Here is a 22,607-nt window from a genome sequence, read left to right as displayed (position 1 = left end):
GCGCGCCGAAGTGCCGCTCGCCGAGATGTTCGGCTACTCGACGTCGCTGCGTTCGCTCACGCAGGGTCGCGCGACGTACACGATGGAGTTCAAGCACTACTCGGAAGCGCCGCGCAACGTCGCCGAGGCCGTGATTTCGGCCAAGGCGAAATAGGCGCGCCCGCAGCGCATCTTGAGCGCGCCAAGCGCATCCGAAGCGCCCGCTTAGCCGCGCCCGGGGCGCGCGCGGCGACCCGCTCGGGCCCGGTCGGCGTCACCTTCAGGTGAACACCGACCGGGCCTTTCCTTTCCCGACGATCCGCATCGGCCCCGATTGATGCGCGCCCACGACGCGCGGACACTCGAATGCGTGCGCATGTCGGCTACGCCCGTGTCGCAGACGCGCATGTCGCAGACGCGCATGTCGCAGACGCGCACGTCGCCTACGCGCACCGCCACATCCGACGCGCGCGACTGCGAAGTGTCGCGACCGGCGGGCCGCTCGCCGCCGCTGTGCGAGCGATGCGCCGCGCACCACGAATTTCGTGGCGCGCACCGCGAAAGTGCGCGTGAACACCGACCCAACGCGGCGGGTCGGCGCACGATGCGCGATCCGCACAGATTACGGGCAAGACCGGCCCTTTTCTCATATCATTGCGCGATGTGGCTGAGCACGGTCTTTGCTTTTGACTGGGCAAGCTGCTTGCAATCCGCAGCAGAGCAAGAACCGGGAGAAACTCATGGCTGTGACGTCAGAACGCCCGCACGCCACAACGTCGAGCGACGGCACGCAAAAGCAGGTTCGTTACGGCGAGCTCACACTCTATAGCGCATTCCAGCCCGTATTCAGCCTCTCGCATATGCGCGCGGCCGGTTACGAAGCGCTGCTGCGCGCCCATAACTCGCTCGATGCGTCGGTGTCGCCGCTCGACGTCTTCGGCCGCGCCGCGCGACTCGGCGATCTGCTCGAACTCGATCGCCTCGCGCAGTCGCTGCACCTCGACAATTTCCGCAACCTGCATTGCGACCGCGAGTGGCTGTTCGTCCACATCCATCCGGCCGCGCTCGCCGATCAGTGGCAATGCGCGGCGCTGCTCTCCGAGCTGCGCCGCCTCGGACTCAAACCGCAACGGATCGTGCTCGAGGTGTCGGACCGTCAGGCCGCCGATCTGCGCAAGCTCGCGGAGGGCGTGCGCATCTTCCGCCAGTACGGTTTCCTCATCGCGCTCGACGACTTCGGCGCGGGCCATTCGAATCTCGACCGCATCTGGCAGCTCGACCCCGACATCGTCAAACTCGACCGCAATATCGTTTTCCACGCGAGCCAGCGCGCGCAGGTCGCGCGCGTGCTGCCGGGCCTGATCTCGCTGCTTCACGAAGCGGGCAAGCTCGTGCTCATCGAAGGCATCGAGACCGAACGCGAAGCGCTGCTCGCCATGGAAGCCGATGCGGACTTCGTCCAAGGCAGCTACTTTTCGCGTCCGGCCGCGGCGCCCGTCGATACGCATACGTCAGGCGTCGTGCTGCAGACCCTGCTCGAAACCTATCGCGAGAAGACCGAGCGAACCGAACGCAAGCGTCATCTGCGGCTCGCGCCGTACATGCGCGCGCTCGAAGGCGCGGCGACCAAACTCGCGGCCGGCGAAGCGCTCGATCAGGTCTGCTGGAACTTCCTGTCGCTCGAAGATGCGCAACGCTGCTATCTGCTCGATTCGCGCGGACGCCAGATCGGCGGCAACGTGATGTCGCATAGCCGGCCGTCGGCGCGCGAGGCGCGCTTTCTGCCGGTGTCGGATGCGCATGGCGCGAGCTGGCTGCGCCGGCCGTACTTCCGCGGCGCGATGAACGAACCCGGACGCGTGCACGCGACGCGTCCGTATCTGTCGATCACCGAGGCATCGGTCTGCGTGACGTTGTCGATGGCGATCACGATCGGCACCGAGCAATGCGTGCTCTGCGGCGATATCGATTGGGAACCGCGCCAGCCCGCCGATCTGAACGACGTACCGACCTCGTCCGAAGTCTGAAGGGATCCGCGGCGCACGCGGCGCGCCGCGCGAGCGGCGGCCGCTTTGCGCTAACATGGCTCGCGCACGGGCACGCACCCCACTCCGGGACGCGGCCCGTGCAGTCGAATCTCACTCGCCGAGCCCATGCCCGATCAGCACGCCCGCCGGATTCCACACGACCTCGAAGCCTTGCGCGATGCCGCGTTCGATGAATACCGGAGCGGCCGCGTCGACCGTCGTACGGTGCTTCGATACGCCAGCGTCATCGGTCTATCGGGATTCGGCGCGCTGCTCGGCGCCGGTCCGGCTCGTCAAGCGTTCGCCGCCACGCCCGCGAAACCCACGCCGCTGATCCGCGTCGCGGGCCTCACGCCGGCCGGCGCGATCGATCCGCTGACGATTTCGGATCCCGCATCGGTCCCGCTGCTGAACCAGACCTGCGACTACCTCGTCGTCGACGACGAGAGCGGCCGTCTCATCCCGTCGCTCGCGACGTCGTGGGCCCCGAACGCCAAAGGCGACGTCTGGACGTTCGCGCTGCGCGACGGCGTGCGTTTCCATGACGGCCAGATCCTCGGCGCGCGCGACGTCGTCGCGACGTTCGATCGGCTCACGGATCCCGCATCCGGCTCGGCTGCGCTATCGGCCTTCAAAGGCGTGCTCTCGAAAGGCGGCACGCGCGCACGCGATGCGCGCACGGTCGAGTTTCATCTCGATGCGCCGAACGGTAACTTTCCCTATTACGTTTCCTCGGACACCTATAACGCGGTGATCCTGCCCGCGTCTTACACCGGCGGCTTCGAGAAGACGTTTATCGGCACCGGCCCGTTCCGGCTCGAACAGTACGCGCCGCAACGCGGCGCGACGTTCGTGCGCAATCCGACGTACTGGGGCGCGCCCGCGATTCCCGAGCGCGTCCAGTTCGCGTTTTACGCGGATGCGCCGGGCCAGTTGCTCGCCATGCAAGGCCGGCAGGCCGACGTCATGCCGAACCTCACGGTGCTCGGCGGCCTGTCGATGCTCAACAATCCGGCCTACCGCGTGCTGTCGGTCAAGTCGAGTTCGCATCGTCAGATCCACATGCGCTGCGACACGGGGCCGTTCGCCGACGCCCGCGTGCGCGAAGCGCTCGCTCTCACGCTCGACCGCGACGCCATGACGCGCGGGCTATTTCGCGGCCACGCACAGCCCGGCAACGACAGCCCGTTCGCGCCCGTCTTCGCGTCGACCGACACGCGCGTCGCGCAGCGGCGGCTCGATCTCGCCCGCGCACGCGAACTGATGAATCAAGCCGGCCTTTCCAAGGGCTTCGCGGTCACGCTGACGACCGAACGTTTCGAGGAGATCGGCGATCTCGCGGTACTCGTCCAGAATGCGGTCAAGCCGATCGGCATCGCGATCACGCTCAAGGTCGAACCTCAAGGCGCGTATTACGGCTCGGGCACCTTCGGCAAATCGGACTGGCTCGACTCGACGCTCGGCATCACGGACTACGGACATCGAGGGATTCCCAACGTGTTCCTGAGCGCGACGCTCACGAGCGGCGGTCCGTGGAATGCCGCGCACTACCGGAGCACCGAGTACGACCGGCTCGTCAGCGACTACGTCGGCGCGCTCGACCTGCCCGCGCAACGCACATCCGCCGCGCAGATCCAGCAACGGCTGCTGACCGACACGCCCGTATCGATCCCGTACTTCTTCGATGCGCTGACGGCGACGACGGCGAATCTCAGCGGCGTGCGATTCAGCGCGATCTCGCAACTCTATCTCGAGCGCGCGTCGCTCGCCTGAGCGCGTGCGACACGCATCCCCATGCTCAAGCGCGCACTGTTGTCCCTCGTGACGCTCTGGATCCTGTCGATGCTCGTGTTCGCGGCGGGCCAGTGGCTGCCCGGCGACGTCGGGCGCGCCATCCTCGGGCCGCTCGCCGACGCGCGCGCGGTGGCCGCCCTCGATCACACGCTCGGCGCCGACCGGCCCGTCGCGATCCAGTATCTGCACTGGCTCGGCGAGCTCGCGCACGCGGACCTCGGCACCTCGCTCGCGTATCGCGCGCCCGTCGCGTCGTTGCTCGGTCCGGCCCTGCTCAACTCGCTGAAGCTCGCGGGTCTCGCGTTCGCGATCGTCGTGCCGCTTTCGATCATCGCGGGCGTCGCCGCGGCCTTGCGCGCCGATACGTGGATCGACCGGGTCATCACCATGACGGGCGCGACGCTCGCGGTCGTGCCCGAGTTCGTCTCGGCGATCGTGCTGATCCTCGTCTTCTGCGTCTGGCTCGACTGGCTTCCGATGAGCGCGAGCGCGCCGCCCGACGCCGGTACGCTCACGGCGCTCGGCCACCTGTTCCTGCCCGCGCTGCCGCTCGTGTTCGTGTTCTTCGGCTACTTCGCGCGCATGGCGCGAGCGGGTGTCATCGATGCGCTCGCGGCCGACTACACGCGAACCGCCGTCCTCAAAGGTCTCGCGTTCCGGCGCGTGCTCTCGCTTCACGTGCTGCGCAACGCGTTGTTGCCGACGATCACCGTCGCGACGACGCAGCTCGGCTACATGATCGGCGGCCTGGTCGTCGTCGAGTCGCTGTTTCACTACCCGGGCATCGGCGGGCTCGTCGTCGATGCGGCGAAGACCAAGGACTTTCCGATGCTCGAAGCCGGCGTGCTCGCGATCGGCGCGGTCTATCTGATCGCGAACCTGAGCGCCGATCTCTGCTACCGGCTGCTCGATCCGCGCCTGCGGCACGGAGCACGCGCATGAACGCGCGCGCCCTCGCGTTCGTCCGCCCCGCATGGCTCGGCCGCACAAGCACGCGGGTCGGCGTATCGATCGTGCTGTTCTGGGTCGTCTGCGCGATCGCGGGCGCGCACGGCTTCCTGCACGATCCCTATGCGGCCGATCCGCTCAACGCCTTGCTGCCGCCGTCGCGCGATCACGCGTTCGGCACCGACGCGCTCGGACGCGACGTGCTCGCGCGCGTCGTCGCGGGCGCGCGCGACATCCTCGTGATCGCGCCGCTCGCGACACTGATCGGCACCGCGCTCGGCACGCTGCTGGGCCTCGCGATGGGATATTGGCAAGGCTGGCTCGACGACGTGCTCGGCCGCCTCGTCGATGCGACGCTCGCGCTGCCGCTCGTGATCGTCGCGTTGATCGTGCTCGCGGCGGTGGGCAGCTCGAATGCGGCGGTGATCGTGGTGATCGGCGCCGTATTCGCGCCGATCGTCGCGCGGACCGTGCGCGCCGCGACGCTCGGCGAAATGCATCTCGATTATGTGGCCGCCGCGCGTCTGCGCGGCGAATCGGCAGTATCGATCATGCTCGTCGAGATCCTGCCGAACGTGCTCGGACCCATCGTCGTCGAAGCGACCGTGCGGCTCGGTTACGCGATCTTCACGGTCGCGACGCTCTCGTTTCTCGGCTTCGGCATCCAGCCTCCCTCGCCCGATTGGGGTCTCGCGATCGCCGAAAACTATCCGCTGATCGCGGGCGGCGCATGGTGGACCGTGGCCTTCGATGCGATCGCGACGGCCTCGCTCGTGGTCGGCGTGAATCTCGTGGCCGACGGCATACGCGCGTCGCTGGATGCCTGAGATGCACGCCACGACACCGAAGCGCGCCACGCCCTTGACGATCGACGCATTGAGCGTCAGCTATCGCACGGGGGCGGGACGACAGCTCGCCCTCGATGCCTTGAGTCTGTCGATCGGGGCCGGCGAAGCCTACGGCCTCGTCGGCGAATCGGGCAGCGGCAAATCGACCGTCGCGCTCGCGATCGCGCGCTATCTCGCGAAAGAAGCCCGCATCGAACACGGCCGTATCGAACTCGCGGGCCACGATGTGCATGCGCTCGGCTCGCGTGCGCTGCGCGCGCTGCGCCGGCACGATCTCGGCTTCGTCTACCAGGACCCGGCGCGCGCGCTGAATCCGACGCTCACGATCGGCGATCAATTGATCGAATCGTTCGAACTCGCGCTCGATCGCGCGTCATTCGACGCATCCGAGCATGCACGCGCGCCGACGCATAGCCCAGCGCGCGAACCTGCGACACACAGTCGCCTGTTCGCTCGTCCGAACCTTCACGTGAACCCGCACTTCAGCCGGCGCGACGCGCGAGCGGCAGCGCTCGACATGCTCGATCGCGTACGCATGCCGTCGGCCGAACGCGCCGCCGCGTCGTACCCGCATCAGTTGTCGGGTGGCATGCAGCAACGCGCGGTCATCGCGATGGCGCTCGCCAAAGCCCCCGCGCTGCTGATTCTCGACGAAGCGACGACGGGGCTCGATGCGACGGTCGAGGCGGAGATCATCGCGCTGATCGATACGCTTCGACGCGCATCGGGCACGGCGCTGCTGTTCATCAGCCACAAGCTGCCGCTCGTCGCGGGCCTGTGCGAGCGTGTCGGCATCCTCGAAAAGGGGCGACTCGTCGAGGAAGGCCTGTCCTCGCAGGTGTTCGACCGTCCGTCGCACCCGTATACGTCGGCGCTGATCGCCTGCATCCCGACGATCGGACGCACGCGCCGCGACGGTCCGCTCGCGACGCTCGACGATGCGAGGCAAGATCGATCGCGTGAAGACGTGCGGCGCACGGGACGTCCGGCGACGCCATCCGAGACAGTCGACGCGTCCGGCATGCGCGCGGCGTCCGCAGAGGCGATGCGGTCCGACACGCGCCCGGCGCTCGAACTCGTCGATATTTCGAAGACGTTTCACATCGGACGCGAAACGGTCTGTGCGCTCGACCACGTCCATCTCGCGATTCATGCGGGTGAAACGCTCGGCCTCGTCGGTGAATCGGGTTCGGGCAAGACCACGCTCGCACGCATCGTCGCGGGGCTCGTCGCTCCCGACACGGGGTCCGTGAAACTCGACGGCGAACCGTTGCCCGCGCGCGTCGAGCGGCGCACGCGGACGCACACGTCCGCGCTCCAGAGCGTCTTCCAGAATCCGCAGAGCGCGCTCAATCGCGCCCATCGGCTGCGCACCTTGCTCGGACGCGCGGTCGGCAAGCTCGCGGGGCTTCGCGGACGCGAACGCGACGACCGGGTCCGCGCGCTGCTCGATGCCGTTCATCTGCCGCACGGACGCTTGCATGCGCGCGCACGCGAACTATCGGGAGGACAGCAGCAACGCGTCGCGATCGCGCGCGCGTTCGCGGGGCGGCCGCGCATCGTCATCTGCGACGAGCCGACGTCCGCGCTCGACGTCTCGGTCCAGGCATCGATCCTGAATCTGCTCGTCGAACTCCAGCGCAGCGCGCAAACCAGCTATCTGTTCATTTCGCACGATCTCGCCGTCGTCCGGTATGTCGCCGATCGCGTGGCCGTGCTGTATCGCGGACAGATCGTCGAAAGCGGTCCGGCAGATCGGGTGTTCGCCGCACCGGCACACCCGTACACCGTGGACTTGCTGCGCGCGGCAACGCGCGCTGCGAACGCATCCGCGATTTCGCCGTCGCCGGCGGCTTCGGGCTCTTCGGGCTCTTCGGGTTCGTCAGACGCGTCGGGTTCTTCGCCCACGCTCACGGTCACGCCGAGTCAGACACGCGGCGACGCCATGGCCCCGCATACCGATACGTCGCATAGGGGATGCGTCTACGCATCACGCTGCACGTCATCGCTCGGCGCGATATGCGAGCGCGAGCGACCCGTCGATCTGCGCATGGCCACCCTGAGCTCGGACGACGCGTCCGCACGCGACGCTCGATCGACACACACGCGAAACGCGCGTGCGAACGATGCGCACATCGTGCGTTGCCATCTCTACCGACGATCTGATACCGCCGCTTGAACGTTTTTCGGGCGGACACACACGCACGTGCACCGCATGACGCGCTCCGGCGACGCGGTGTCCGATCTGCGCGCGTACAGGTTGCAGATGACGCGCAGAGGCTCGTTTCAACGCTGAAACGTTTTCGCTCGGTTCGCACACCTGTTTACCTCGTCGCCACACCCCGATCGCTTGTGCGATAAGGCTCGCGCGCCAATGGCATGGATATCGCTAAATACCGAGCGATGAAAACGCATATCGCATCTACCGGCGCGTCGTGAAGTGAACGCAACGCCGGGGTTGCGCGAGGGGCCAGCCATGAAGAACGTCATAACAGGGGTATCGGGCCGATTCGCATGGGCGATTCAGGTCTGTTTGGCGGGCCTCGTCGGCCTCGCGGTTCAACCCGCGTGGGCCGGCGATGCTTCCGCTTCGTTCGGAGTCGGCACGACGTCGCAGCTCGCGCAGGCCGTCGCCAACGCGCCGCCGATCGACACGCAGCTCATGACGGATATGGCGACGGTATTCGAGCCGCCCGCGAGCGGCTGTCCGCCCGGGCAACGCTTCGGGTGTGCACAGTCAGGCTCGACGTCGCTCGCATCGAACAGCGATCCCGGCACGCCCGGCAAGACGAGCGCATCGGGACCGAGCACGGGCTCGCCCGGCACGACGACGCAATCGGGCACCGGCGGCGGCACGACCGGAGGCAATGGTCCGAGTGGTCCCAGCGGACCGAGTGGCCCCAGCGGCCCAAGTGGTCCTAGCGGTCCAAGTGGCCCCAGCGGCCCAAGTGGTCCTAGCGGTCCAAGTGGCCCCAGCGGTCCGGGACACAGCGGAGGAGACGGTGGTGGCGATGCATGCGGATGCAGCACGGGCGAGGCGAGTCTGGCGTCGACGAGTGTCAGCACCACAGTCGGGTTCAGCACCGCGAGCGTCAGCGCGGGTTCAAATAGTAACAGCGGCGGTCACGGTTCAAGTTCGGGATCGGGATCTGGCTCAGGTTCCGGATCGGGCTCAGGGTCAGGCTCGGGTTCCGGATCAGGCTCGGGCTCGGGGTCGGGTTCCGGATCAGGCTCAGGCTCCGGTTCAAGCTCATCGGGATCGAGCTCAAGCTCAGGCGCCGGTGCGGGCGGCGGCATGGGTGGAGCCGGCGGCGGCATGGGCGGCGCGGCGGGTGGGATGGGCGGCGCGGCCGGCGGCATGGGCGGAGGTCACGGATCGAGCGGCGGCCACGGCGGCAGTCATTGAGTCCGCGCGCGCTCTTAGGTGAACACTGTGCACGTCATGGCGGCGATGCGGCCACGATGCGCCAGCGACGGAAGGCGGCACGTTCGTCGTCGGTCGACAATCCGCGACGGCGTTGCGATACAGATTGATTGGGCACCAACCTGAGGTCACATGCGCCGCCTTCAGTCCAAGGGGAGATGACGTCGCGATCGTGTCTGTCTGCCATCGAAGGCGACGCAGACTCATACCGACACCGCACGACGGATATCTTCCTTGTTTGCAGCCCCGGCGAACGTGCGTCCAGCGCGAAGTCAACACCGCATGTTCGACGGAATTGCAGTTGGGCGCTTCGGGACCCCCGGCCCGAAGCGCTTTTTTTCGCGTGCGATCCTGACATCCGCCGCTAACGAGTCGAAGACGCTTGCGCGAATGCCGTGGGACCCTGCCACTGCATGCGCGCGACATCCACGTAAAACGGGGGAATCTCGCTGGGCACCAGGCCTTGAGCGATCACCACATCGCGGTTGATCGCCTGGATCGCGCGCGATGCCACCGCGATCTTCTGACGCAGCTCAGCCCCCGATCCCGTCCCGAGCTTTTCAACACGTGCTCGCTCCGCTATCAAGTCCTTGAGTTCGGCCTGCGCCTTAGCCTTTAAATCCGCCACGCGCCGATCCACGTTTGTCATGAGTTCCCCGATAAACCGATCGTAGAGCCCTTCCAGATATGTGCGGAACCCGGAATCGCGATGACACTGAATCGCCAATCGCAAGAATATCTCGCGTGTGTCGCCGTTCATCATGGCATCTTCTACCACGCCAAGATCGGCCTGAAGTTTGAGCATCACGAGATACGAGACGTCAATGTGCGTCGCATCGTCCGAATATCGAACATATGCCGTCAACTCGGATGGCGTATCCTCGCCGACCCGCGGTACACAGCGCAAATCCAGATCCTCGGCGTGCGAGGCGGTATCCGCATGCGACATCTCATGGAACAAGGTTCCCCTGCTGTCCCACCGGTATTCCGCCTCGTCAAGAAATTTCAATTGATTCCCCGATGCGATGCGCGATACCCACATGACCTTCTTCGAGCCCAAAGGCTTTTCATCGATCGATCGACGTTCGGTTTCGGCCAACGTCAACGCGTCATCCTCGATGAGGTCCTTCCATCCAATATTTTTGTCCGGATCGATCCGCTCCACGGCGTTGAACGTATCCAACATCATCTTCTTAATCTCGCCGAATCGAAGCGGCCCTCGTCGACCGCCTGCGAGTATTTTGCACAACGTTCCCATGACAAGTCTGGTATCGATCGAGTTGGCGTCGAGAATCGACTCCATCACGCTGCGGATCGACAGGATATCGGCCTTCGCACCCACATAGTCGGAGAGCAATCCGCTGTCTGAACGCTTGAGCGATAAATCGCACGCGGGGCGCGCACCGCCGGTCGGAGAGCGAACCACACGTCGGACCGCGCATTGCGCGAAATATTCCTTGAGCGAATAGGAACGCGTTTGAGGGGGCCTCGGATTGGATCGACGCACCTCGGCCATCCACGCCCGATCGAGCGCGTAGTCATTCGGCTTCCTGCCCGGAGACAACCTGACGGGAGGACGTTTCCCGTTCAGGTCGATGACTTCGATCCCCGCCGACGGATCGTCGGCGGAAATCGGCCGCGCGGCATAGTATTGGCCTTCGATAAATGCCAAGCCGTAGTCACCCTTTTCGCTTGGCGTCAGTTCGTCGGACAGCGGCCCCTCATGGACTTCGGGTCGCTCGTCCGTGCGATAAGGCGCAAGCGCGCGATCCCGCATCAGCCTCGGTTTGAATCGCTTGACGTTCTCGGGCGCCATCGATTGCCACCGACCGCGATCCCACTCGACAAAGATATCCGCATCATCAAGACCGAACGCCGAGTGCGGCGACGGATTCGATATGACGCCCCATGTTTGATCTCTATTCAGCGCGGTAAACCGGAAATACGCGCCGTCGATTTCGATCGCCGTTCGCAAGACCTGTGTTGCGCCGTACGCCTGCTGCTCAGTCGCACGAACCCGATGCAGTTTCTTCTCGGGGCTCAGCACGGCGAAACGTTCGACTTCGGCGTCGTATGGATCGAGCCATCGCTCGATCGACGTCCAGCCAAGATCGTCGTCGGCCCCGCTCAATACGCCACGCGGCCGCGCCTCGTTCAGGACATCCATATACGGGACGGATTCGACGCGTCCCTTGTTAAGCGCGACGGCAAACCGGACGCCTTCCGATTCGCTGGAATCGACGGGCTCGATCAACCCCGCCGAGAGATCCGTTCGCGTCGGCACGTATCGATACCATTGGCCATCGACTTTGACGGCCAGCCCCACGAGATCCAGTCCTTCTTTCGGCATCGAGACCGCATAGATGCCGCGTTCAGGGACCCAGGGCTTGAATGCGAATCCCGACGTCTCGTAGGCCTCGCCGAAAATCGGCAACTCGATATCGAGGCGGCTCAACGACAGCACGTCGTTGACCTGCGCCTGAACGAAGCGCGAATCGACGTCCATCGGTCGATTCGACGCCGGCAATCGCGTCGCGCGCGGCATGGTGAGCAACACGGATTGATCGTCGAGCACGCCGACCGTGTCCATCAGATACCGCCACGTCGGCCTGATCCGCTTGACGATCGCCCATGACAACGGGTACGTCCACCCCACCCACGACTTCAGCACGGCGAGAACCTCGCCTTCCGCCATGAAACGCGCCGCCTGCGTTCCCGCGCCTTCGAGAATGCGCTGCCCGAGTTTCTTGAACGCATCCAAAGACATTTTTTCGGCTTCGATCGTGGACATCTCCTCGATCAAACGTCTCGATCCGATATACCCGAGTCGAAGCGGCAGCGCAGAGATCGATTCGGCGAGTCCGTAGATCATGAAGCCCAGATCCCACGAGCACAGCATCGGGCCCAATTCCGTATCGAGCGGGTCCGATCTGCAGTTGTAAACGGGATCGATCCACCATTTAAAAAATTCAAGTACCGCGTCCTTCCCCAGATTGTCGAATTCGACGCGATTCAAATCACGGCGCATCGTATCCAGGTGATCCGATACGATCGACTCGGCGAGCGTGGATACAGGCTGGTTTTCGCCCTTGCTCCGACCGGAGGGCGCCAAGCGGATCTCGACTGTCCGCTCGGGCTCAGCCCCAAACGTCAACGCGTAGTGGGCGAAAGGATCTTTCCCGGCGAGATGGATCACGGCATGCGTCACGTAGGCGTCGTTCGAGACCGTCAATACATAGAGAGACTGTTCGGCCTCGGTTCGAACAAGAAGAAACGTGAAATTCGAACGAAGGACTCGAATGCCTTCCGTCAGATGTCCCCATAGCGAGAAGTTCTTGTCGTGCAAGATCAGCACTTCCGACTGTGCAAATCGCGCGTTCTCCGCTGCGGGAAGCGATCGCAAATAGGCGTTCACCCGTTGTCGATCGTAGGCTTCGTATCGTTTGAGAATCCGTTCGTTTTGCTCCAAGTACAGATCGAGAGGCCGGCTCGCCATGTCTCTGAGTAGATTCGCGCCGCCGAGCAATGTGCTTCCGTATTGTTTGGCGATCCGGCATTTCCCGTCGGCGGCCGTCGCCAGCGGCGTACGCGCGTGACAAAGGCCAAGGTCGACTTCGGCTTTGAGCGTCCTTTCAGCAATTCGCGTCAGCGACTCGCGCTGACTCAATGCCGCCCAGAAATCCGTCACGACCGTCGCGGACGAATCCATCCCCATGATCGTGCCGACGAAATCCGTGACGACGTCGATCGGAATGTCCGTATAGCGCGCCGTCGCCTTCGTCTTCGAGACATAGCGAATCTTTGCCGGAAACTGAACGGCCTCGATCAACCACGACAGCACGTCCGGGTCTCTCAACGCCTCGATGAAGGTCGCCTTGGCCGCCGTGCGAAAATCGCGCTCGGTGAGGTTCGCAAGATCGAACCCGGCAGCATTCAGGGCGTGCGCCCCGACGTGGAGTTCGTGATAACCCGGCGCGCCGAGCGTGACATTGCGCATCGTCGCCACTTTTGCGAGCGGGAATCGAACGTCGATCAAGTGGGACGTCAGCGGCGCCGCGTATTCATCCGCCTGGCCGAACACACGCGATGTGTTTGTCGCGACATCGTAGAGATCGCTCAATCGGATCTCGCCGCGGACGATCGGCGCGGCGAATCGGTCGAACACATAGCCTTCGATGCCGCCCTTGCCGAACGTTTGCGTATCGAGCCAGACATCGTGGACATCGATTCGGTCGGCTGCCGTCAGGGCTTCAAATCGATCGGCGCCCTCGTCACTGGCTTCCTCGAACAAGGCCTCGACGAAGTGGTCGCGAAGCGTGCCGTTGCCGCCCTCGTTTATCAAATCTCGATGCATGCGCTCAGGCGACGTTCGACGGTAGTGCTGCCGCAACACGTCGACGGGCCAAGGTATGTTCGGCGGCCCGGTCGCATTCGACAAAGACGCCTCGCTCGTGCCATTGAAATCGGCGGAGAACGTCAATGCGTTCGTGTCCGCGACGGGTACGCCAGCCCCATCGTCCGAAGGACTCGTCGGGGCAACCGGTATCGTGTCGTTCGCGAACAGGGCCTCCGCGTAAGACGCGCGATCCGAAGGCGCGTCGGCCGGCGGCGCAATCCACTTGGCGTGAGACTGAATACTCGGCGTGAAATGCGTATGGAGTTGCGAATACGCAGCGGCTAGCCTTCGCTTTGCCCCTCGCGTGCGCAGCATCACGACCATCGCGACCATCCAGATCCCCGCCGCGATCGCGCGCAGGTCATCGCCGTTGTCGCGCGTGCCCCGCACATCGCCCAAGCTCCGTAAGCCCATCACGAGCAATATGTAGACAGCCAGACACAGCGCCATCGCGATACCTATCAGGAAACCCGCCGCGATCAGCCCATCTTTTCCATGCCTGTCGATCCACGCGCGCACGCCTCGCCGTTCGGCATTCGAGGCCATTCTCGCGTCCTCGTCCGCCATTGCCGCGCGATAGATCCTTTGCCGATGTTTGAGCGCCCGCCTGGACTCACGGCCCCGTTTTTTGGGGCCTCGGTCGCCAGGCCGCGCGCGCTTCGGCTCGTCCGGAGGCGGACGCGGAATAAAGCGGCGCCCTTCCCATTCCGGTGCGTGTCCGAGAAAGGCCACCGTTTGGTCGCGCGTCGCCTGATCATCCGCTTGCCGGGCGACGTCGTCGAACAAGTAAGCGAAAAAGCTCGGATTCGATCGGCTACGCTGCTGCAGGGGGGGTGCATGGTCCGCGCGGGCCGTCGACGTACCGGCGTCTGCGGATTCGAACGCGCTTTGCGCACGCGTCCTGTCCGAATCAGCCCCTTCACCCTCACGCGACGCGCTCGGCCGATCCGCGTCGGCATGCGTCGTCTCGTGCGCCGAAGCGCCACTGTCCTCGTTCACGCCGCGAGTCGGCGCCGGCGTGTCGATGTCTTCGATGTCTTCGATGTCATGCGGCACGCCGAACTCCGCGAAGATAACCGGCGAATCGGCCGGCAGCGTCTCTCGCGGTTCGAATTCGGGACCGAGGTCTTCGACGAATACGACAGTCTCTCGCTGCGCGTATCGCACATGCGATTCGACGTCTTCGCCTTCGCTCAGATAAACGATGTGGGCATGACGGTCGTCAGAACGACGCACAGGCAATCGCGTCCGCGATTCGACCGTCGTCGCGGTCGCACCATCGCAGCGCGCGTACGAAAGGTCCGATGACGAGGGCCGGGCGGTGCGCCGCGGCATGCAATACCTTCGATCGCGCGCGTCGGTATCGGACCGCCCGGTATCCGATCCGAGCCACCCGCCGTCCGATTCGATATTCGACAGCGGTACCGCTTCCCCCGGCACGGACATCGAACGCGTCGATCGGCGATTCTTCCTCTGCTTCGAAGAAGCGATTCCCATAAGCCACCCGGCGACATTCGCGCGCGCGGCGACGCACCCCTCGGCCGAGGGTTCGCGTCTCGAAGGCCACATCCCGATGCGACGCGCCTCAATCGGATGCGTCGACACACGCGTGCCGATCGTGCCGGCAAATGCGCGTTCAGGCCAAGATTAGCCCCGAGAGCGCAGGGCAACTATCCGAAATGCGAACCGCGCCGAACCGTCGAACTCGCACTCACTCGACGTTGTCTTCGACGCTCGTCATCCGGAACACATGCGGATGCACGCCCTCGTCGTCTTCGGTATCGACCGGCGCGGGCGGATGAATCAGTTCCTCGAGCCGCGCCTTGGTCGCCATGAACTCGGCCGACGTGATCTGCGCCTGATGGCGCGGCCGTGGCACCGGCACCTCGATGATCTCCTGGACTTCACCCGGATGCGCCTTGAGCACCAGAATGCGGTCAGCCAGAAAAATCGCCTCGTCGAGATCGTGCGTGATGAAGAACACCGTGATGTCGATGTTCTTCCAGATCTCGAGCAGGTGCGCCTGCATCTTGCAGCGCGTTTGCGCATCGAGCGCGCCAAACGGCTCGTCCATCAACAGAATGCGCGGCTGATTCGCGAGCGCGCGCGCAATCGCGACACGCTGCTTCATCCCGCCCGAGAGCTGATGCGGATACGCATCGACGAACTTCGACAGCCCGACGAGATCGATCCACTGAAGCGCCTCGCGTTCGGCTTCGAGCTTGCCGCGCCCATTCATTTCCGGCCCGAACATCACGTTCTGCTTGACGCTGAGCCACGGAAACAGCGTATAGCCCTGAAACACCATGCCGCGATCGGGGCCCGGGCCCTCGACCGGCTTGCCGTCGAGCAGGACCTCGCCCGCCGTATGCGACTCGAGGCCCGCGAGAATACGGATCAGCGTCGACTTGCCGCAGCCCGACGGCCCGATCACGCAAACGAACTCGCGTCGATGCACCTTGAATTCGATATTGCGCAAGGCCGTCGTCTGCCCTTGCGGGGAATCGTAGGTCTTGCCGAGATCCTTGACTTCGAGAATGACCTCGCGCGCGCGAATGCGCTCGAAGCGCGCGCGAACCTCGGGCGATTGAATCAGATAGTCGGGGACGGGGTGCGGATTGTGCATATCAGACTCCTCATGCCTTCAGGGTGCGGTCCCACGGAAACAGTTTCTTGCCGAGCCATGCGAGCACGAGATCCGTGCCGAGGCCGATGATGCCGATCATCGCGATCGCCGCGTACACGTTCTCGAAGTGCTCGTAACGCGCCTGCTGCGTGATGAAAAACGTAATGCCCGAACTCGTGCCGACGAGCTCCGCGACGATCAGATAGGTCCACGCCCAGCCGAGCAGGATCCGCTGATCGCGATACAGATCGGGCAACACGCCCGGAATCACGACGCGCGTGAGCAACTTGAGCCGTTTGGTGCCGAGCGTGAGCGCGGCTTCGAGCAACGCGTAGTCGAGCTTGCGCGTCGTGTTCGCGATGATGAGCACCTGCTGAAAGAACGTGCCGATCACGATGATCGCGATCTTCGGCCCGTCGTAGATGCCGAGAATCGCGACCGCGAGCGCGCCGAACGCGGGCGCCGGCAGATAACGGAAGAACTCGGTGAACGGCTCGATCAAACGCGCGGGCGCGCTATACGTGCCGCAGACGATGCCGAGCGGCACGCCGAATACCGACGAAATCACGAAGCCCCAGAAGATCACCTGGATGCTGTGCCAGAGGCTCTCGTGCAGCCACGGCATGTCGCGCGCCTCGGGCTTCGTCGTGAACGCCGTGTAGAACGCCTCGAAGACCTTGTGCGGCGCAGGCAGATAGACGGGATTCGACGGCGTGCCGACCGGCACGGGCTTGTGCGCGGCGACCATGTTCTGCGTCTCGTTCGCGAAGGTCGCCTTGTCGACGAGCATGCCGTTCTGGAAGTAATCGACGCCGCCCGGATCCGAAATCTGCAGCAGCGGATGCCAGACGAACGGCACATAGCTGACGATGCACCAGACAAGCAACGGCAGCATGAACGAGCCGATGCCGAGCACGAACCGCGCGCGCGGCGAGAGCTCCTTGCGCACCGCGAACCAGCGCATGCGCGTCCGATGCGGTGTCGCGGTCCCCGCGCGCGCGGGCTCGGCCTTCTCGGGTTGAACGACGGTCGCCATGTCAATGCCCTCCTTCGAGTTCGGCCTTCGCCGATGCGCCCACCCCTGCGCCCGCCCCCGCGCCGACCGCCGCGCTCGCCGGGGCGCGCGTCGCCAGATACGCGAGCCATCCGCCATGCTCGGTGATATCGCGCGCCGTGCTCAACGCGTGGGGCTCGCAGATGAAACCCTTGACCACGCGGCCATCGTCGAGCTCGACGCTGCCGATGCCCAACGGCGAGCCGATCAGATCGACGAAGCTGCCGAAATGCGCGACGGGCATCCGCCAGACTTCGAGCGCGATCCGCGCGCCGTGCGCGTCGACGCGAATCAGCCCCGGCTTCGCGACAGGCCGCGTATCGAGCGCGTAGAGCCGGTAATGCGGACTCGTCGTGGTCGTCGCGACACGCACGGCCGCGCGTTCGATCAGTTGTCCATTGAGCGGCTGCCCCGTCAGATGCGCGCCGACGACCGCGACCTCGATCGTGGGCGCCGCATGCACGCTCGCGCGCGTCGCGGGCTGCGCGAGGTATTCGGCGGCCATGCCCAGCAACATCGGATCGCTGAACGCGGGGCCCACGAGCGTGACGCCGAACGGCATGCCCGGCGTCGGGCCGTCCGCGGCGACACCCGTCGGAATCGCGAGCGCCGCGAGATCGAGCAAGTTCACGAAGTTCGTGTAGTAGCCGAGATTCGAGTTGTATTCGACAGGCTTCTCGAGCATCTGCTCGATCGTGTAGATCGTGCCCGCCGTCGGCATCACGATCGTATCGATCGATTGCCAGATGCGTTGCGCACGCGCGCGCAGCGTCTGCAGCCGATCGAACGCCTCGAATGCGTCGGTCGCCGTGTACGCGCGCGCACTCGCGACGATGCCGCGCACGACGGGATGGACCGCGTCTTCGTGCGCATCGAAGAACGCGCGAATGCCCGCATGCCGTTCGGCGACGAACGGTCCGCCGTACAGCAGCCGCGCCGTTTCGAGCAGCGGTTCGAAATCGACCTCGACAATCTGCGCGCCGAGCGATGCGAATTTCGCCACGGCTTCGTCGAACAGTTTGGCGAACGCATCGTTGCCGAAAAACGCGCGTTGCGCTTCGCGCGGCACGCCGATGCGCAGCGTACCGATCGCGCGCGGCAGCGGTCCGGGTTCGACGGCGCGCGCGTACGGATCGTCGGCGTCGATGCCTTGCGCGATCTCGAGCACGGTCTGCGCATCGTCGACGCACGTCGCGAAGATCGATACGCAGTCGAGCGACTTGCAGGCGGGCACGACACCACGCGTACTGACGGTGCCGACCGTCGGCTTGACGCCGAGCAATCCATGAAACATCGCGGGCACGCGGCCCGACCCCGCGGTATCCGTGCCGAGCGAGAAACTCGCGACGCCGAGCGCGACGGCGACCGCCGAACCCGAACTCGAACCGCCCGATACGTACTTTGGATCGAGCGCGTTCCGGCACGCGCCGTACGGCGAACGCGTGCCGTTGAGCCCCGTCGCGAACTGATCGAGATTCGCCTTGCCGATCGGAATCGCACCCGCGGCGATCAGGCGTTCGACGACGGCCGCCGAGCGCTCGGGCGTGTAGGCGAATTCGGGGCACGCGGCCGTCGTCGGCACGCCCGCGAGATCGATGTTGTCCTTGATCGCGAACGGCACGCCGTAAAGCGGCAGGTCGTCGGGCGATCGCCCGTCGAGCGCGCGCGCATAGACGCGCATCTCGTCGCGCGTGAGCGCGCGGATCCACGCATGATGCGGGTCGTGCGCGGTGCGCGCGGCGATCGATTCGACGAGCGCGTCGGGCGTCAGCGAGCCGTCGCGGTAGCGCGCATGCAGCGCGGCGATCGTCATGTTCGGCGTGTCGTCCATCGTCATCTCAGGTTTCCTCCTCGAGCAAGGCATCGGCGGCGCCGATCACCATGAGCGCCTGGCCGGCCTGCACCGGCGCACCGCTTTTGCAATTGATCCGCGCGATCACGCCCGCAGCGGGCGCGGTCACGGCGATCTCCATTTTCATCGATTCGACAATCGCGACGGGTTCGCCCTCGTCGACTTCGTCGCCCGCCTTGACCAGCACTTTCCAGACGCTGCCCGACACGTCGGCGAGCACGGCCTTCTCGTCAGGCGCGAGTGTATCGCCCGCGCCCGACGCGGCGGTTGCCTCGGGCTCGCCGACATACTCGGCATGACCCGCGGCACGCCAACGCTCGCGCTCGGCCTCGAACGCGGCCTGCTGAACCGACTTGAACGCGCCGATCGACTCGGCCTCGTCGACGAGAAAGCGGTTGTACGCGCCGAGATCGAATTCCGACGGCTCGATGCGCAGGCTCGCGCGCCCCGCGACGAAGTCCGCGCGCAAATCGAGCAATTCGGCCTCGCTGACCGGATAGAACCGGATCTGGTCGAAGAAGCGCAACAGCCACGGCTTGCCGGCTTCGAATTCACGCGTCGTCCGATAGCGATTCCACATCTGCACGGTCCGGCCGACGAACTGATATCCGCCCGGCCCTTCCATGCCGTAGACGCACATATAGGCGCCGCCGATACCGACGGCGTTCTCGGGCGTCCACGTCCGCGCGGGGTTGTACTTCGTCGTCACGAGCCGATGGCGCGGATCGATCGGCGTCGCGACCGGCGCGCCGAGATACACATCGCCGAGCCCCAGCACGAGATAGCTCGCATCGAACACGATACGGCGCACGTCGTCGATGCTCGACAAGCCGTTGATGCGCCGGATGAACTCGATATTGCTCGGGCACCACGGCGCGTCGGGCCGCACGGACTGCATATAGCGCTCGATCGCGAGCTTCGTCGCGGAGTCGTCCCACGAGAGCGGCAGATGCACGATGCGCGTGGGGACCTTCATGCTCGCGATCGGCGGCAATTCCGTCTCGGCGCGCGCAAGCAGATCGAGCAAGCGTTCGCGCGCGATCACGCGATTGTCGTAGTGGATCTGCAGCGACCGGATGCCCGGCGTCATATCGACGATTCCGTCGGGCCGGTGCGAGAGCATCCAGTTCATCAACGCATGCACCCGGAAACGCAGGTTCAGATCGAGCGCGAGCGGACCGTATTCGACGAGCAGGTATTTGTCGCCGGCCTGCCGGTAGACGACGCCCACGCCGTCGCCCGCCGACGGATCGCGCGCGAGCACGCAGTCGACGCGGTCGGCCGCGCGCGCGGCGGGCAGCGTCGCGCGCGGCGCTTCGAGCGTCTCGACGAGCTGATCCTGCGCGGCCTCGATCGCGGCCGCCTGGGCCGACGTCGTGCGCTTGAAGCGCACGGTATCGCCGGGTTTGAGCTGGCCCATCTTCCAGCGCTCGGCGCGGATGATCGTGACGGGGCAGACGAAACCGCCGAGGCTCGGACCATCGGGACCGAGAATCACGGGCATGTCGCCCGTGAAATCGACCGCGCCGATCGCATAGGCGTTGTCGTGGATGTTCGACGGATGCAGTCCGGCCTCGCCGCCGTCGCGACGCGCCCACTCGGGCTTCGGTCCGATGAGGCGCACACCCGTGCGGCTCGAGTTGTAGTGCACGGTCCACGCGGTCTCGTAGAACGTCGCGATGTCGGCCGGCGTAAAGAAATCGGGCGCGCCGTGCGGACCGTCGAGCACGCCGATCTCCCAGGCGCTCGTGAGCACGGGCCGGCACTGCGCGTCGAGTGTGCGCGCCTCGACCGGCGCGCTCGCGCCGTCGCACAGATGCAGCACGTCGCCCTTGCGCAGGGCGCGGCCCGCATGACCGCCGAACTGGCCGAGCGTGAACGTCGCCTTGCTGCCGAGATAGTCGGGCACGTCGAGCCCGCCATGCACGGCGAGACACGCGCGCGCACCCGCCCCCGCGATACCGCCGACCTTCAGCACGCTGCCCGCCTCGATCCGCACGGTCTGCCAGAACGGCACGGGCGCACCGTCGAGCGTCGCGCTGAGCGCCGCGCCGCCGAGCACGACAGTCGTCGCCGCATTGAAGCGCAGCGTCGCGCCGACCATCGTGAATTCGAGCGCCGCGGCGCTCGCGTCGTTGCCGGCGAGCCGGTTCGCGAGACGGAACGACAGATCGTCCATCGGCCCCGACGGCGGCACGCCGACGTCCCAATACCCGAGCCGGCCCGGGAAATCCTGGACCGTCGTCTGTACGCCGCCGTCGAGCACGTCGATCGTATGCGGCGCAAAACGCAAGGCGCCGAGAAATGCCGTCGTCTGCGCCCCTGAAACGAAGACCGGCGAGCCGACGATCGTGCGCAGATAGTCGAGGTTCGTCTCGATGCCGTACAGATGCGTGTCGTCGAGCGCGCGCCGCATCGCCGCGAGCGCGGCCGCGCGGTCATCGCCGCGCACGATGATCTTCGCGAGCAGCGGATCGTAGAACGCGGGCACGTCCGTGCCGGGTTCGACCCATGTATCGACGCGCGCATCGCGCGCGAAGCGCACGTCGGTCAGCACGCCCGCGCTCGGCTGAAACTGCTTGTTCGGATCTTCGGCGTACACGCGCACCTGGATGCTCGCGCCGCGCGGCGTGACCGCGAGCGTGTCGAGCGATGCGAGTTCGCCGGCCGCGAGCTCGATCATCGCGCGCACGAGATCGAGGCCCGTGACCTCCTCGGTCACGCAATGCTCGACCTGCAGGCGCGTATTGACTTCAAGGAAGTAGAACGCGCGTGTATCCGTGTCGAATACAAATTCGACCGTACCGGCCGACGCATAGGCGACCGCGCGCGCCAGCCGCACCGCGGTCGCATGCAGACGCGTGCGTTCGTCGTCGGTCAGCCCGGGCGCGGGCGTTTCCTCGATGACCTTCTGATTGCGGCGCTGGACCGAACAGTCGCGCTCGCCGAGCGCAATTGCGTCGCCGAGGCCGTCGCCGAAGATCTGGACCTCGATATGCCGTGCGCGTTCGACGAACTTCTCGAGATAGACGCCCGCGTCCGAGAAATTCGCCTGGCCCAGACGCACGACGCTCGCATAGGCCGCTTCGAGCTGCGCCGCGTCGCGGCACAGCGACATGCCGATGCCGCCGCCGCCCGCCGTGCTCTTGAGCATCACGGGATAGCCGATGCGCGCGGCCTGCGCAAGCGCGTCGGGCAGATCGGCGAGCAGGCCCGTGCCCGGCAGCAGCGCGACGTCGTTCGCTTTCGCGACTTCGCGCGCCGTGTGCTTGAGTCCGAACGCGCGCATCTGGTCGCCGCGCGGCCCGATAAAGCGGATGCCCGCCGTCTCGCACGCATCGGCGAATGCTGCGTTCTCCGACAAGAAGCCGTAGCCCGGATGAATCGCCTGCGCACCCGTCGCGCGCGCGGCGGCGAGGATCGCGTCGGCGTTCAAATAGCTCTGCGCGGCAGGCGCGGGGCCGACGCAAACGGCTTCGTCGGCGAGCATCACATGACGCGCGTGACGGTCAGGCTCCGAATAGACGGCGACCGAACCGATCCCCATCGCTTTCAGTGTACGGATCACGCGGCAGGCGATCTCTCCGCGGTTCGCAATCAGGACTTTGGTGAACATGAGCGTGGCGTGCGCCGGGTTCTCGGGCAGGTCGTCCTGCCCA

The 22,607-nt window shown here is 65.6% G+C and carries 14 protein-coding genes; 7 read left to right on the top strand and 7 right to left on the bottom strand.

Translation table 11 applies throughout. The features are described from left to right. From D7S86_RS22110 to D7S86_RS22080, 6 genes are all read left to right on the top strand, one after another. Positions 1–154 (top strand): hypothetical protein (locus D7S86_RS22110; protein WP_147432424.1); only part of this gene is annotated, 154 nt, incomplete at its 5' end. Between the two features lie 565 nt (positions 155–719). Then, entirely contained in the window at positions 720–2,006 is a 1,287-nt protein-coding gene (locus D7S86_RS22100) for an EAL domain-containing protein (protein ID WP_121089368.1), read from the top strand. A gap of 126 nt (positions 2,007–2,132) precedes the next feature. After that, positions 2,133–3,779 carry an ABC transporter substrate-binding protein gene (locus tag D7S86_RS22095; RefSeq protein ID WP_121089366.1) on the top strand — a complete coding sequence of 549 codons (1,647 nt, stop codon included), beginning with the start codon at positions 2,133–2,135 and terminating at the stop codon, positions 3,777–3,779. A gap of 21 nt (positions 3,780–3,800) precedes the next feature. Continuing rightward, the gene (locus D7S86_RS22090) at positions 3,801–4,742 is read left to right on the top strand and encodes an ABC transporter permease (RefSeq protein WP_121089364.1); all 942 of its coding nucleotides are present in this window, start codon (positions 3,801–3,803) and stop codon (positions 4,740–4,742) included. Beyond that, the gene (locus tag D7S86_RS22085) at positions 4,739–5,575 is read left to right on the top strand and encodes an ABC transporter permease (protein ID WP_121089362.1); all 837 of its coding nucleotides are present in this window, start codon (positions 4,739–4,741) and stop codon (positions 5,573–5,575) included. Before D7S86_RS22090 ends, D7S86_RS22085 begins: the two co-directional genes overlap by 4 nt. A gap of 1 nt (position 5,576) precedes the next feature. Then, entirely contained in the window at positions 5,577–7,775 is a 2,199-nt protein-coding gene (locus D7S86_RS22080; RefSeq protein ID WP_158602049.1) for an ATP-binding cassette domain-containing protein, read from the top strand. A 380-nt stretch (positions 7,776–8,155) separates the two neighbouring features. Here D7S86_RS22080 and D7S86_RS29850 read toward each other — a convergent pair whose 3' ends face one another. The 3 genes from D7S86_RS29850 to D7S86_RS29260 all read right to left on the bottom strand — a co-directional run bounded on the left by D7S86_RS29850 (position 8,156) and on the right by D7S86_RS29260 (position 11,475). Then, positions 8,156–8,464 carry a hypothetical protein gene (locus tag D7S86_RS29850; RefSeq protein WP_166444146.1) on the bottom strand — a complete coding sequence of 103 codons (309 nt, stop codon included), beginning with the start codon at positions 8,462–8,464 and terminating at the stop codon, positions 8,156–8,158. Positions 8,465–8,688: 224 nt separating this feature from the next. Further along, positions 8,689–8,865 carry a hypothetical protein gene (locus D7S86_RS22070; RefSeq protein WP_158602048.1) on the bottom strand — a complete coding sequence of 59 codons (177 nt, stop codon included), beginning with the start codon at positions 8,863–8,865 and terminating at the stop codon, positions 8,689–8,691. Between the two features lie 519 nt (positions 8,866–9,384). Further along, positions 9,385–11,475 (bottom strand): hypothetical protein, encoded by a 2,091-nt coding sequence (locus tag D7S86_RS29260; protein WP_147432422.1) that lies wholly within the window; start codon positions 11,473–11,475, stop codon positions 9,385–9,387. A 1,137-nt stretch (positions 11,476–12,612) separates the two neighbouring features. Here D7S86_RS29260 and D7S86_RS29255 point away from each other — a divergent pair. Further along, complete coding sequence (locus tag D7S86_RS29255) at positions 12,613–13,701, top strand: hypothetical protein (protein WP_147432421.1); 1,089 nt, start codon at positions 12,613–12,615, stop codon at positions 13,699–13,701. A gap of 1,426 nt (positions 13,702–15,127) precedes the next feature. On the opposite strand, the gene D7S86_RS22055 is transcribed toward D7S86_RS29255, so the two are convergent. From D7S86_RS22055 to uca, 4 genes are all read right to left on the bottom strand, one after another. Beyond that, positions 15,128–16,042 (bottom strand): ABC transporter ATP-binding protein, encoded by a 915-nt coding sequence (locus tag D7S86_RS22055; RefSeq protein WP_121089353.1) that lies wholly within the window; start codon positions 16,040–16,042, stop codon positions 15,128–15,130. A gap of 10 nt (positions 16,043–16,052) precedes the next feature. After that, positions 16,053–17,006, bottom strand: coding sequence for an ABC transporter permease (locus D7S86_RS22050; RefSeq protein ID WP_121089414.1), 954 nt, complete (start codon positions 17,004–17,006; stop codon positions 16,053–16,055). Positions 17,007–17,079: 73 nt separating this feature from the next. Next, entirely contained in the window at positions 17,080–18,933 is a 1,854-nt protein-coding gene (gene atzF / locus D7S86_RS22045) for an allophanate hydrolase (protein WP_205962868.1), read from the bottom strand. A 1-nt stretch (position 18,934) separates the two neighbouring features. Further along, positions 18,935–22,564, bottom strand: a complete 3,630-nt coding sequence (uca, locus tag D7S86_RS22040) for an urea carboxylase (RefSeq protein WP_121089351.1) — start codon at positions 22,562–22,564, stop codon at positions 18,935–18,937. Positions 22,565–22,607: the final 43 nt, after the last annotated feature.

Origin of the sequence: Pararobbsia silviterrae, assembly GCF_003628125.1 — a bacterium.
In the GTDB taxonomy this organism is placed as follows: domain Bacteria; phylum Pseudomonadota; class Gammaproteobacteria; order Burkholderiales; family Burkholderiaceae; genus Pararobbsia; species Pararobbsia silviterrae.
Note: the sequence above shows the minus strand (reverse complement) of the source record. Positions and strands in the feature narration are given on the sequence as shown.